We start from the raw sequence: 12,844 nt of genomic DNA on the forward strand, positions 1-12,844 counted from the left end.
AGGTTTTGGATACTCATAGAGAGCGTATGATTCCTCTTTACAGACTTAATCTTGGATTTGGATACTCATAGAGAGCGTATGATTCCCCTATACTGGCTCAATCCTAGATTTGGATACTCATAGAGAGAATATGATTCCTCTTTACAGGCTCAATTCTGGATTTGGATACTCATAGAGAGCGTATGATTCCTCTTTACAGACTTAATCTTGGATTTGGATACTCATAGAGAGCGTATGATTCCCCTATACTGGCTCAATCCTAGATTTGGATACTCATAGAGAGCTTATGATTCCTCTTTACAGGCTTAATCCTGGATTTGGATACTCATAGAGAGCGTATGATTCCCCTATACTGGCTCAATCCTAGATTTGGATACTCATAGAGAGAATATGATTCCTCTTTACAGGCTTAATCCTGGATTTGGATACTCATAGAGAGCGAATGATTCCTCTTTACAGGCTCAATTCTGGATTTGGATACTCATAGAGAGAATATGATTCCTCTTTACAGGCTTAATCCTGGATTTGGATACTTCATAGAGAGCGTATGATTCCCCTATACTGGCTCAATCCTAGATTTGGATACTCATAGACATTGCCAGTTACCATTCTTCCATCTTCCAAGATCGCAGATTCCTGATTGCTTTCAATCACCCTAAGACACTTTTCAAGCCTGCAAACCGCAATAATTTTGCCAGCCGGAAGATCTTTTTTTCCGAATATCCATGCTTGCCCAGCAAGGCTTGGATGCCTGCATGTCTGCAGGCAGTCTTATCAATTTTTTTGCTCGTGTGAATGGCAAGCTGTCCGCGATAGGCAGTGCGCCATGACCTTGTTTCATATTTGACCTCTCCTAGCGCAAAAAGACTTGCCCAGGGCTGAATCATTGATAACACTTTCACTCTGCTGCCTCCATTTTAATGCGTTTTCGTTGTCTAAATCTTGTCCATGAGAGAGAGTGCAAATATGTAGTAGGTATGGTCTTGGTTTATAAAAATAAAAGTCTGAATAACACACACACACTGGGGAACAAATAAAAAAGACCAACCCCTTAAGGATTAGTCTGTATACACAACAATTCCCATATAACTATTTATTAAGTTATGCAGATTCATAACCTTTTAAAGATTCTTCTTCTTTTACCTGAATCCGCTCCACTTTTCCAACTAAGAAAATGTATGATAAAGCTCCTATCAGAGTAACACAGGCGATAAAAGTAAGTGCAGGAGCAAAATTTCCTCCTTTTGCTAAAAAACCAATTACAATAGGAATAATGATAGATGCTGTACCGCCAATAAAGTTAAACACCCCTCCAGCTATCCCAACGAGCCGTTTTGGTGCCAACAGTGAAACAAACACCCAGGTAATCGAAGCGAAACCGTTCCCGAAAAAAGCTATACACATAAACATGATTACTAGATTTGTATTTTCCACATAGTTTGCCCCAATTATAGAGGTTGCCAGCAATAACCCAGTAATAACAGGCACTTTTCTGGCAACGTTGTCAGAAATCCCTTTTTTTACAAGAAAATCAGACAAGAATCCAGAAGATAATACACCTACAAATGCTGCTAAAAATGGTAATGAAGCTAGTAAGCCGGTTTTTACAAACGTTAATCCTCTATATTCAACAAGGTACGTTGGAAACCAGGTTAAGAAAAACCATAGCGTTGATGCCACTGCAAATTGTCCAATGTATATACCCCATAACTTCCTGCTTTTTAATACAATTGCAAAGTCTTTTATGCCTACTGTAGATTTTACAGACTTATCATCTGCAATAGAATCGAAAATTGCCCCGCCTTCACGAATATAATCGAGTTCTTGTTTATTAACCTTTTTACTATGCTGAGGATCTCGATAAAGTAAATACCAGAGAATCGCCCAAGATATTCCAATAATACCTGTGATGATAAACAGGCCCCTCCAGCCAAACCATTGCTGTAAAAAAATTAAGGCTGGAGTTAAAAAGGCCAATCCTATAAACTGTCCTGAGGTATAAATCGCAACGGCTCTAGCTCTTTCTTTTTCTGGAAACCAGCTGGCCGCTACTTTACTATTTGTCGGGAAAGCCGGTGCCTCAAACGCTCCCAGTCCAACGCGAAGTAAGATAAATCCCGAGAAACCGTGTACAAACCCCTGCAGTAAAGTTGCTATAGAGAATCCAGCTATGCCTATGGCATGGGTTTTTCTGTTTCCCAGCTTGTCCAGTATCCATCCGCCAGGTATTTGAAGAGCACAATAGGTCCATCCAAATGCCGAAAATATTAGGCCCATCTGCACAGGATCTAACTCTAGTTCCTTTGAAATAAAAGGGGCAGCTACTGCAATATTGCTTCGATCCATGTAATTTATAATGACTGTGATAAACAACATAAAAACAACACCATACCGCACTTTTGTCATTCTCTTGCTCACTTTACTCACCCGCTTCATCCGTATTTATTATTACCACTCAGCGATACTTCCATCAGTATGTCTCCAGACTGGATTTCTCCAATTGTGACCGATTTCTGCCATTTTCCTCACATGATCTTCGTTGATTTCAATTCCCAAACCAGGACCATCCGGGATTTTCACGTAACCGTTTTCATATTTGAATACACGATTATCGACAATGTAATCCAGTAAATCGCTGCCCTGATTATAATGAATTCCAAGACTCTGTTCTTGAATAAACGCATTGTGACACGTAGCATCAACTTGAAGACATGAAGCTAATGCAATTGGCCCTAAAGGACAGTGCGGAGCTGCAGCGACATCAAATGCTTCAGCCATCGAGATTATTTTTTTGCATTCTGTAATACCGCCTGCATGGGATAAATCAGGCTGAATAATATCTACATAACCATCCATTAATAGGTTCTTATATTCCCATCTTGAAAACATTCTTTCCCCCGTCGCAATCGGTATATTGGTTGCCCGCGCAATCTCCCTTAACGCCTCATTATTTTCCGGAAGCACCGGCTCTTCGATGAACATTGGGCGGTAAGCTTCAAGTTCTTTCGCTAATATTTTAGCCATCGGCTTATGTACGCGCCCGTGAAAATCAATGCCTATTCCGACATAAGGTCCGGCAGCTTCACGAACAGCAGCAATACGTTCGACTGCCTGATCAATTTTTTCATAGGAATCAATGATCTGCAGTTCCTCAGTTCCATTCATTTTTATCGCAGTAAATCCAGCTTCAACAGCTGCCTTCGCTGCTGATCCCACTTCAGCAGGACGATCCCCGCCTATCCATGAATATACGCGAATGGAATCCCTGCATGCTCCGCCTAATAGCTGATAGATTGGGGCATTATAATATTTCCCTTTTATATCCCAAAGCGCTTGATCGATTCCAGCAATTGCACTCATAAAAATAGGGCCGCCTCTATAAAAACCTGATCGATACATATAATTCCAATGATCTTCAATTCTTAACGGATCTTTTCCAATCAAATACTCCATTAATTCTTTTACGGCTGTTCCTACCGTCTCAGCTCTTCCTTCAATAACAGGTTCGCCCCATCCGATAATTCCTTCATCTGTTTCAATTTTTAAAAACAACCATCGCGGCGGTACTTGAAATAATTCATAACTAGTAATTTTCATAAATACTCCCCTTTTTAGTCGTTTGATTTTACAGCTGAAACAAATTGTTTCGCTTTTTCTGTTAATTGCACTAAATATTCATCTGTTACCTCAAGCTTCGTATCCACAAGAGCGCTTCCAAGTCCACAGCCAATTGCACCCGCTTTCATAAATTCCTGGATATTGCTTAGATCTACACCGCCTGTTGGAAGTAATGGAATTTGCGGAAGAGGTCCCCGTATATCTTTAATGAAGCGAGGTCCTAAAGCAGCAGGGAAAACTTTAATAATATCTCCTCCATTTTCATAGGCTGATAGAATCTCAGTCGGAGTAAACGCACCCGGAATGCTTACTGCCCCATATCTCTTCGTCATTTTAATCGTTTCAAGATTGACAGTAGGAGACAAAATAAAACTAGCACCCGCTAAGATAGCGGCACGGGCCGTTTCAGGATCCAAAACCGTTCCCGCCCCTATTATTACTTGATCTCCCATTTCATCTGATACCTTTTCGATCACAGATAAAGGTTTTGGAGAATTCATCGTAATTTCCAAAGCGTTGACTCCGCCTTCATGAAGTGCTTTTGCAATCTTTAAAACATCATTTGGATTTGCCCCGCGGATAATAGCTACAATTTTGTTTTCTAGAATGCTTGACAATGTATTCATAAAGATTATGGTTCTCCCCTTTCTATTTACCGTGTAACATCATCTGAACCCGGCAACTCAGTATACGCTTCCAATATTTCTCGGTCAGGCAGCCCTTCGATATCTCCGCTAACAGTCGTTACTAAAGCACCAATGGCACAGCCTCTCTGCACACACTTCTCAAGTGTAAGCCCATCCAATAAACCTGAAAGCACACCAGCTGCAAAACCGTCACCTGCACCGACCGGATCCACTACTTTTTCCACTTTAAAGCCTTGGACATATCCTTTTTCAGAAGAAGTCGAATAATAAGCTCCTTTTTCTCCGCGTTTGATGATAACGGTTGCAACTCCATGATTATGAAATAGCTCTGCTATTTCTTCACAATCTTCTGTTCCAAACAAAAATTCCCCTTCATTAATGCCCGGCAGCACAATGTCAGCCATTTCAGCGATTGAGAGAAGCGTTCTTCGAGCTTCTTCATCGCTCCATAATTTACGTCGAATATTAGGATCAAAGACAACTTTTTTGCCATGTTTCTTTGCTATCTCAATAGCATAAAAGATACTGTCTCGGCAAGATTGACTTAGGGCTGGGGTAATACCTGTTATGTAAAGGTATTTCGTGTTCGCAATATACTCTTCTTTGATATAACTAGGATCCAGAAAACTGGCAGCAGAATATTTTCGATGGTAGTATATTCGAACATTTTTTTCATTCAGCATCTCTTTAAAAAAGATACCTGTAGGTGCGTTTTTGTCAGTTGTGACTTGACTTGTATCGACTCCTTCAGCCCTGACAGCCGAAAGGACGAACGATCCAAATTCATCCTTCCCTACACGACTGATCCATCCTGTCTTGTGACCGAGCTTTGCCAGCCCGATTAATGTGTTGGTTTCGGCACCAGCCATTTTTGACGAGAAATTCCTGGCGTACCTCATCTGCCCTTGTGTATCCGGAGTAAACAAAACCATCGTTTCTCCCATACTCACTACATCCATTCTGTGCCTCCTTTTCTCTCTCTTGCAGCTCTTATGAATGCCCAATGCTTTTGGAGATTTCCTTTGATGTTTGAAGAAGTTTGTCCGCTATGAACTCCTTGCGGCTGATCATTCTTTCTTTTGGCCCGGCTACGCTAATGGCTGCTTGAATGGTATGATCTGCACCGAAAATGGGTGCTGCTAAACAATATAAACCCTCTTCATTTTCCTCATCATCAATGGAATATCCCATACCTGCAAACTTTTTCAATTCCTTCTCTAATTCTTGGCGATCCGTGATTGTATTTTTTGTGATAGGGGAAAGTTCAGCATAGTCCAAAATAGCATTTTTCTCATTCTGGGGCAGGAAAGCCAGAAATGCTTTGCCTAGCCCCGTGCAATATAAAGGTTTCCGATAACCCGGTTGAGCGGTTGTTCGAATAGACCGATTATTGTCTATCTTAGCCACATAAACTAGCTCTCTTTCTGATAATACAGCCATGAATACTGTTTCTTGCACATCTTCCATTAGTTTTTTAAGATGTGGTGTTCCTTGAGAAGAAATGTCCAGAGATTCCATTGCAAGTGTTCCAAGCTGAACCAGTTTAGGCCCTAATTTATAACGTTTAAGGGAATCTTGGTTTAGATATCCTTCCTCAAAAAGAGTACCAACTAAATTAGATGTACTGCTCTGTGGGAACGAAAGATTTTCACTGATTTCTTTAATAGTTAGACCCTCTGGATGATAAGCTACTAATTCAAATACTCTTAATACGCGTTCTGCAGATTTTACTGACATGTCATACCTCCAAAATCACATATGTGATTCTAAATCATATATGTGATTTAATGTTTTTATAATACCATAACATAATACCCTATACAATTATTTTATTTATGCTTTGGAATGTAATGGGCGTGAGGAAATAAGAAAACTAGTTAATGCCTCCCAATACCTTTGCTCTCATGGAGGGACTTTTATTGTTCATTTGTGGCTGCCTTCTTTATGTGGTTGTGGGCTAAACGGATGAGCCCAATTTATCCTGAAGCTGCTGCTGGGAAAAAGTAACAGATTGAGCTTAAATATGGAATCGAAGATTTTTATAAAGGAACCATTCCTTCAGAAAGCATCGCCCGCGCTATTGCGATTGCAACTGAAGAGCCTGCAGAAGTAGCATTTTATAAAACTGTGATTCGTCCTACTGCTCAGGAGTGTTTATAAAAAAGTTAAGCCGGCTGCTTAGATTGACAGCCGGCTTAACTAACAATAATTATGAGAGTTTGCTTTGTAACATATTTTGATTCCTTTACATGATTTCAACTGCATCCCTTAAAGATATAAATCGTTTTGTTTCATTAGATTCGAGTGCGGCCAAAACAATTTGCAGAGATTTCAATCCTTCCTCTCCAGTAATAAGTGGTTCTTTATTATTTAGAATGCAATCAATGAAGTGATCAATTACATGTGTCGTCGTGTTTCCATCTGCTTCATTTGTTTGAATCTTATCCAATTGATGATTGATTCTCTCCCCATTCCTATATTCTTCGATCAATGAATATACCGGATCCGATTCAAGGCGCAATACACCATTTTCCCCATAAATAATAGTAGAATTATCTCCACCTGTTACGTAAGACCAGCTGGCTGCGAGAGTACCAATAATGCCTGATGAGGTGCGTAAAATATACACTGCATTATCGTCCACTTCGGTATTTTGTTTTGCACTAGTTTCTATAAATGCTCCTACTTCCGTAAATTCTCCGAGTAAATAGCGCATTAAATCTGCTTTGTGGACTCCAAGATCACCCATAGCTCCGATAAATGCTTTTTCTTTATTAAAAAACCAGCTTAAAGAACCGTCTATACTCCATGATTCTGGACCTGGATGCCCAAATGTAGTTTTAAAACTATAGATTTTCCCCAGCTTACCACTTTCAATAACTTGCTTCGCTTTTTGATGGGAAGATACAAACCGTTGATTATGAGCAATCATGAGCTTTTTACCGCTAATTTTTGCTGCTTCAATCATAGCTTTGGCTTCTTCCTTTGATGTGGCCATTGGCTTTTCACAGAGAACATGTTTTCCTGCGTTGAGTGCATCAATTGAAACAGGTGCATGCAAATAGTTTGGCAGACAGACACTGACTGCATCAATTTCTGCTAATTTCAACATTTCTTTGTAATCTGTAAACGCCTTAGCCCTATAATTTTCAGCAGTCTCCTCAGCCCGATCTGCGATGATATCGCAAACTGCAATAATTTCCACATTCTTGTTTGTTACATATTCAACTAAATGACGTCGTCTCGCAATACTTCCACAGCCAATCACACCTACTTTGATTTTTCCCATTCCATTTCCTCCTATATGGCTAAAAGAGCCGGATTATCAATGTGCTTCATTCTTCTTTTTAACCTTTAACTGAACCACCCGCCAAACCTTTTACTACTTTTTCCTGAGAGAAAAAGTAAACGACAAGAATTGGCAAACTAAATAGTGTTAATGCAGACATTAGTCCAGGAATGTTTACCGAAAACTCTCCATAAAAATCTTGAAGGCCTAATGGAATCGTCCGATTCTCAGGACTGGAAATTAAGACTAAGGCAAAGATAAATTCGTTCCATAGATGAATAAAATTATAGATAAATACAGTCATTAATGCCGGAGTCAGCATTGGCAGGATAACCCTCCAGAAAATACCGAATGGTGTACATCCATCCATTTTTGCTGCTTCCTCAAGCGATTTTGGAATTTCCTGCATGAACTGCGTCAAGATAAAAATAGAGATAGGGAGACTAAATGCAATATACGGTCCTAAGAGCGCCCATATAGTATCGTAAATTCCCATACTTTGAGAAAGTTTAAAAATTGGAATCAGCGTTGCATGAATGGGAAGCATCATTCCAGAAATAAACAAGAGAAAGAGCGGGCGGTTAAACTTAAAATTCATCCTGCTTAAGGGATAGCTTGCAAGTGCCGCAATAAACATAACGATCACAACAGCTGCCACTGATACCATCAGGCTGTTTAAAAAGTATTGGCTAATGCCCATTTCAAAAACAGAAGTATAGTTACTTAGATTAAAAGAACTGAAAATAGAGAAGGGTTTTTCAAAGAAATCTTCCTGTGTTTTTAACGAAGTGGAAATCATGTAAAGAAACGGAAAACCGGTAAAAACAAGAAGTAATAAAGCTGCGACATAAAGTGGAAACCTTCTCAGAACTGTCATTACGCGTATCCTCCTTTTCGCTTCCGTAAGGATTCTAATACTTGAATAATAATTGTGACGATTAGAGCAATAAAAAACATCAAGAAGGCAATGGCACTGGCATAGCCCATATTAAAATTAATAAAAGCTTGCTTAAACATGTACGTACCCATTAATTCTGTCGCGCCGTTTGGTCCTCCTCCAGTCATAATATAAAAAATATCAAATGCTTTAAGCGATCCAACAATTGCTAAGATAGATGAACTAACAATTGTAGGCATTAAAAGCGGGATGGTAATATTTTTAAATTTTTGCCATACATTTGCCCCATCTATCTCGGCAGCTTCATATAATTCTTCAGAAATCCCAACAAGAGCTGCTTTGAACAAAATCATATAGAATGGTGAGAATTGCCATACAACTACTAGCAAAACAGAGATCAACGCTGTATTTTCATTACTCAGCCAAGCAAGGTTTTCAAATCCCAAGAAATTAACCAGCATATTAATTACACCATTAATGGGATCAAACATAAGTACCCAGAGCATACCTACAGCAACAGTAGACATTAAAAATGGCAGAAAATAAATACTGTTAAATAAACGGAGACCTTTAATCGGAGCAAATAGCATAAGCGCCATAATCAAACCTAATGGAATTTGTACAAAAACAGAAGTAATAACTACCCAGGCATTATTTTTTATTGCAGTCCAGAAAATGGCATCTCGGAAGAGCTCTGCATAATTTCCTAGACCAACAAATGTTTTTTCAGTTGTTCCGTCCCAATTGTAAAAGCTGTAATTTAACGTTGCCAAAATAGGATACACAACATATACAAGATATACGAGCAAAGCTGGAGCAATGAATAAACAGATTGTAATAATATTTTTATTTCGTAAGACTTTCTTCGTCTGCCTTCTCTCGATTTTCTGCAGCACATCTATTCTTTCTGTTTGAACATCCATAAGAATCCCTCCTTTTTTATAAAAAAATCAAAGGGGAAATAATCTTATTTCCCCTGTTTTTTTACTTATCAAGTAATTCTTTCGCTTTTGCTTCCATCTTTTCTGCTGCTTCTTTTGGCGTCATTGATAGGCCATAAATGGCCTGAGTTGTATCTTTATGAAGTTCAGCGAGTTCTGGTGGAAGTGTTTGATCGTAAGGCATCTGCATGTACGTTGCATTTTGAATCAATTCGTAAAGAGGCTTCATCGTCTCATCATTCGGAACAGCACCTTTTATAGCTGTTAAAGAGCCAGTCTTATCCGTATAAATTTGACCATTTTCTTTCGTTGTCATTTCATTTATCAGCTGTGCTGCCAGATCTGGATCTTCAGCACTTTCTGTCACAGAGAAAACTGGTCCTGTTGCTGCCCCTATTTCCGTTTGAACCCCTTTACCATCAGCTACTGTCGGGAATGGGAAAAAACCTAATTTCTTTTCGAACTCCGGATTTTCCTCGCGAATATTATTTACGAAAGAAGTGGTCATATCCATCATTGCTGCTTCTCCGGTGTAAAGGAGTTGACGGCCTCGCCCTTCATCATAAGGAATTCCGTTGGCCCCTGGATTAAATGCATCCATTTTTACCAGTTCTTGAATGTACTCACCAGCCTCTACAAACGCTGGATCATCAAATCCTCTTCCTGTTCGATTAAACGCACTGTCGAATAATTCAGGTCCTGCAATGCGGCCCGCAAAGTTCATGAAGAAGTAAGAACCTGGCCATTTTGTTTTATTTGTTAAAGATAGTGGAATGATATTATTTTCCTTTAGTGTCTCAATCACTTTAACGAATTCTTCATAGGTTTTCGGTTCCTTCAAATTGTACTTAGCAAAGATCTCTTTATTGTAAAAGATTACATCTGTCGAAATACCCAGGGGAACACCGTAGACTTTTTCATCAAATTTCGTGTTAGCTATTGCGTTCTCAAGAAATAAATCTTGATCGACCTTATCTGTAATATCTAAAACATTTCCCTGATCAACAAAATTCTTCAGCCATCCACCGCCCCAGCTTTGAAAAATATCAGGAGGATTCCCACCCGACATAGCTACTGAAAGCTTTTGCTTGTAAGCATCATTCGGAATACGAAGAAGTTTCACTTTTTTTCCTGGATGATCTTTCTCAAATTGAGCTACTATATCTTCAAAATATTTTTCTCTCTCTCCAGTTTCAATGTGCCACATTTCAATAACTTGATTTTCATCCGATCCTTTTGATACTTCTTCTCCTCCTCCTTGACAAGCAGTCAGCAACACCATCGAGACCACAGTTAACATTGCAAGAAATTTCTTCATTTTCTTCCCCCCTATTGAATATAAAAATGATGATTACAATTGCGCTAAATGAGGTAATTGTTTCTTTAAGTAATTCATGCTGATTTCAATACTTTTAAGCGGAGTAAGATTGCTTCTGTCCTGTTCCACAACCCACCATTCAACCTTGGCTTCATCACCTTTTTTAAGGACAGATTCAATGTCGATGCCGCCAGTTCCCAATTCTGCAAAAAATTGTTCTTCGTCATTTGTCATATCTTTTAAGTGAATCAGTGGTGTTCTGTTAGTGTACCGATTCATCCAATCTAATGGATTTTGACCGGCTTTAGTCAGCCAGTAAATATCAAATTCCGCTTTCACCCACTCCGGATTCGTTTCCTCAAAAATTGTTTCAAGTGCTGTACGTCCGTCAGAAAGTTTGTTTAACTCAAAATCATGGTTGTGATAGCATAGGGTAATGCCCTCTTCACTGCATGTTTTTCCAACCTGATTTAATAGCGTAATGAGTTCTTGGTAATCTTCTTCAGTTCTTCTTTCCGGAGGGAGATAGGGGCAAACAATCTTATTGCTCCCAAGTCTATGCTGATTATCAATTACGGCAGTTAAATCTGCTTCCAAATCAATAAGCGGTACATGACTGGCTGCTGCACGAAGACCTAAATCATCAATAACGGCTTTCAATTCTGGCGTGCTAAGATCGTAATATCCTGCAAACTCAACCCCTTCGTAGCCCAATTCAGCTACTTTTTTCAATGTACCTGTAAAATCTTTGCTACTTTCTTCTCTTAATGTGAACATTTGGAGTGCAACTGGGATATGGTTCATATTCATTCTCCTTTTCTATTTGAAAATGTAATCGATTACATTTATTCTGTCAGGAAATTGTAATCGATTACATTTTTCTTCATTCAAATGCTTTTCTCATTTCTTTCTCCCACCACAAGAATCACGAATCATTAACTGACTTTCGATAGTGAATTTCTCATTCTTAAGCGGCTCTTCATTTATAATTTTCAAAAGCAGTTCCATAGACTTTCTTCCCATCTCGTGAAACGGCTGTGCAATCGTTGTCAGTGCCGGATTAAATACAGCGGAAAATTTAATATCATCAAATCCAGTCACTGCTAAATCTTCAGGTACTCTAATCCCTATATCCTGAGCTGCTTTTATACCGCCCATTGCCATTTCATCGTTCCCGAAAAATATTGCAGTTGGTTTAACTTCCTGCTTCATTAATTTTTTCAGTGAAGAATATCCCCATTCAATTGAATAATCTCCTTCGATCATAAGCGTTTTATCAAAAGGTATATTGTAGTGCCGTAATGCATTACGATAACCTTTTACACGCTCCCGACTGACTGACACATCAGAGGATCCTGACACGTGAGCGATTTTTCGGTGTCCTAATTTTATTAAATGCTCGGTCATCTGATAACCATACTTGATATTATCAATGCAGACCGTCGGGATATTTAATTCTCCGATGAAATCAGAAGCTAGCACAATCGGATAGTGATGAGCAATTTCCTCCCATAGCGTCTGTTCTAATCGAACGGTTAATAAAATAGCACCATCCACTTGCTTCTGTTTTAAATGATTAATAAATTCTTGTGCTTTTTCTGTCGTTCTATTTGTATTGCCCAACAATACTTGGTAACCTTTTTCAGTTGCAACCGTGTCAATTCCAGAAATAATTTCTGAGAATACTAAGTTCGTTAAACTAGGTACCACTACTAGAATTGTCTTTGTTTGATTCGTTCGAAAGTGACGGGCCAAAATATTAGGCTGATAATCTAGTTGTTTTATTGCTTCAAAAACCTTTTGCTGAGTCTTTTTTTTCACAGTTTCAGGATTTCTTAACACTCTCGATACTGTAGCTGTTGATACATTGGCCAGTTTTGCCACATCACTCATTTTCGTCATCTGCTTCTGCTCCCTACATAAAATGTAATCGATTACATTTATTACCTTGATTTTAGCTTGTTTTCTAAAGTTGCGCAATCTTTATTTGAATATTTAAATAATTGAATAAATTTTTACGTTGAATACTTGAGCCATTTCTCAATTTTCATTCATGATTCCCATTTCTGAAGTTGCTAATAGCCAATTTTTTTGTTTTATTTCCTTTTTATTCAAAAACATTCATTTAACCTG

Annotated in this window: 12 protein-coding genes; all 12 read right to left on the bottom strand. The window is 38.8% G+C overall.

What is annotated here, in order from left to right:
• Positions 1–650 precede the first annotated feature (650 nt).
• Positions 651–902: an ASCH domain-containing protein gene (locus QFZ72_RS26720; protein WP_307439342.1), complete on the bottom strand. Its 252-nt coding sequence runs from the start codon at positions 900–902 to the stop codon at positions 651–653.
• 199 nt (positions 903–1,101) lie between these two features.
• Complete coding sequence (locus QFZ72_RS26725; RefSeq protein WP_373464645.1) at positions 1,102–2,436, bottom strand: MFS transporter; 1,335 nt, start codon at positions 2,434–2,436, stop codon at positions 1,102–1,104.
• 12 nt (positions 2,437–2,448) lie between these two features.
• Positions 2,449–3,597, bottom strand: coding sequence for a galactonate dehydratase (gene dgoD, locus QFZ72_RS26730; RefSeq protein WP_307439346.1), 1,149 nt, complete (start codon positions 3,595–3,597; stop codon positions 2,449–2,451).
• Between the two features lie 14 nt (positions 3,598–3,611).
• Positions 3,612–4,244 carry a bifunctional 4-hydroxy-2-oxoglutarate aldolase/2-dehydro-3-deoxy-phosphogluconate aldolase gene (locus QFZ72_RS26735; RefSeq protein WP_307439348.1) on the bottom strand — a complete coding sequence of 211 codons (633 nt, stop codon included), beginning with the start codon at positions 4,242–4,244 and terminating at the stop codon, positions 3,612–3,614.
• A 26-nt stretch (positions 4,245–4,270) separates the two neighbouring features.
• Positions 4,271–5,224, bottom strand: coding sequence for a sugar kinase (locus tag QFZ72_RS26740; protein ID WP_307439350.1), 954 nt, complete (start codon positions 5,222–5,224; stop codon positions 4,271–4,273).
• 31 nt (positions 5,225–5,255) lie between these two features.
• A complete protein-coding gene (locus QFZ72_RS26745; protein WP_307439352.1) occupies positions 5,256–6,002 on the bottom strand; it encodes an IclR family transcriptional regulator in 747 nt (248 codons plus the stop codon).
• A gap of 508 nt (positions 6,003–6,510) precedes the next feature.
• Positions 6,511–7,554: a Gfo/Idh/MocA family protein gene (locus QFZ72_RS26750; protein ID WP_307439353.1), complete on the bottom strand. Its 1,044-nt coding sequence runs from the start codon at positions 7,552–7,554 to the stop codon at positions 6,511–6,513.
• 58 nt (positions 7,555–7,612) lie between these two features.
• A complete protein-coding gene (locus tag QFZ72_RS26755; protein WP_307439355.1) occupies positions 7,613–8,431 on the bottom strand; it encodes a carbohydrate ABC transporter permease in 819 nt (272 codons plus the stop codon).
• On the bottom strand, positions 8,431–9,375 hold the full coding sequence (locus QFZ72_RS26760; RefSeq protein WP_307439358.1) for a carbohydrate ABC transporter permease: 945 nt from the start codon (positions 9,373–9,375) through the stop codon (positions 8,431–8,433). Before QFZ72_RS26760 ends, QFZ72_RS26755 begins: the two co-directional genes overlap by 1 nt.
• 61 nt (positions 9,376–9,436) lie before the next feature.
• Complete coding sequence (locus tag QFZ72_RS26765; protein WP_307439360.1) at positions 9,437–10,711, bottom strand: ABC transporter substrate-binding protein; 1,275 nt, start codon at positions 10,709–10,711, stop codon at positions 9,437–9,439.
• Positions 10,712–10,744: 33 nt separating this feature from the next.
• On the bottom strand, positions 10,745–11,515 hold the full coding sequence (locus QFZ72_RS26770; RefSeq protein WP_307439362.1) for a sugar phosphate isomerase/epimerase family protein: 771 nt from the start codon (positions 11,513–11,515) through the stop codon (positions 10,745–10,747).
• Positions 11,516–11,611: 96 nt separating this feature from the next.
• Positions 11,612–12,613, bottom strand: a complete 1,002-nt coding sequence (locus QFZ72_RS26775) for a LacI family DNA-binding transcriptional regulator (RefSeq protein WP_307439364.1) — start codon at positions 12,611–12,613, stop codon at positions 11,612–11,614.
• Positions 12,614–12,844 lie beyond the last annotated feature (231 nt).

Origin of the sequence: Bacillus sp. V2I10 (genome assembly GCF_030817055.1) — a bacterium.
Taxonomy (GTDB): Bacteria; Bacillota; Bacilli; order Bacillales; family Bacillaceae; genus Bacillus_P.

Coding starts and splice junctions, on each gene's coding strand:
- QFZ72_RS26725 (WP_373464645.1), bottom strand. CDS start 2,436: ATGAAGCGGGTGAGTAAAGTGAGCAAGAGAATGACAAAAGTGCGGTAT.
- dgoD (WP_307439346.1), bottom strand. CDS start 3,597: ATGAAAATTACTAGTTATGAATTATTTCAAGTACCGCCGCGATGGTTG.
- QFZ72_RS26735 (WP_307439348.1), bottom strand. CDS start 4,244: ATGAATACATTGTCAAGCATTCTAGAAAACAAAATTGTAGCTATTATC.
- QFZ72_RS26740 (WP_307439350.1), bottom strand. CDS start 5,224: ATGGATGTAGTGAGTATGGGAGAAACGATGGTTTTGTTTACTCCGGAT.
- QFZ72_RS26745 (WP_307439352.1), bottom strand. CDS start 6,002: ATGTCAGTAAAATCTGCAGAACGCGTATTAAGAGTATTTGAATTAGTA.
- QFZ72_RS26750 (WP_307439353.1), bottom strand. CDS start 7,554: ATGGGAAAAATCAAAGTAGGTGTGATTGGCTGTGGAAGTATTGCGAGA.
- QFZ72_RS26755 (WP_307439355.1), bottom strand. CDS start 8,431: ATGACAGTTCTGAGAAGGTTTCCACTTTATGTCGCAGCTTTATTACTT.
- QFZ72_RS26760 (WP_307439358.1), bottom strand. CDS start 9,375: ATGGATGTTCAAACAGAAAGAATAGATGTGCTGCAGAAAATCGAGAGA.
- QFZ72_RS26765 (WP_307439360.1), bottom strand. CDS start 10,711: ATGAAGAAATTTCTTGCAATGTTAACTGTGGTCTCGATGGTGTTGCTG.
- QFZ72_RS26770 (WP_307439362.1), bottom strand. CDS start 11,515: ATGAACCATATCCCAGTTGCACTCCAAATGTTCACATTAAGAGAAGAA.
- QFZ72_RS26775 (WP_307439364.1), bottom strand. CDS start 12,613: ATGACGAAAATGAGTGATGTGGCAAAACTGGCCAATGTATCAACAGCT.